The organism is Arthrobacter sp. 260 (genome assembly GCF_013116745.1).
Lineage (GTDB): Bacteria > Actinomycetota > Actinomycetes > Actinomycetales > Micrococcaceae > Arthrobacter_D.
On the sequence record NZ_JABFOE010000096.1, the window covers coordinates 1 to 241 of the forward strand.

A 241-nucleotide genomic window follows, 5' to 3' on the forward strand; every position below is an offset into this window, starting at 1 on the left:
GTGGTAAGATCATGTTCGCTATTCATAGTTCGGCTTTTCTAAAGTCGATTGGAGAAGATAAAAAATTAAAAAGTATTTTAAAATTATTGCTTCAAAAAGAAGCCGTGCTTTTTCAAAGCATTAATTTTTTGAAAGGCAGCGAACAAAAAACGCATTCCGACAGTATTCACATGAGCTCATTCCCCTTGGGAAATCTGGTGGCCATTTGGGTTGCTTTGGAAGATATTGATGAGACCAATGG

At 36.5% G+C, this 241-nt stretch carries 1 protein-coding gene; it reads left to right on the forward strand.

All coding sequences use genetic code 11. The annotated features are described in order from the left end of the window. Nucleotides 1–11: 11 nt before the first annotated feature. A partial coding sequence (locus HMI57_RS18480; protein WP_171587439.1) for a phytanoyl-CoA dioxygenase family protein occupies nt 12–241 on the forward strand: 230 nt, incomplete at its 3' end.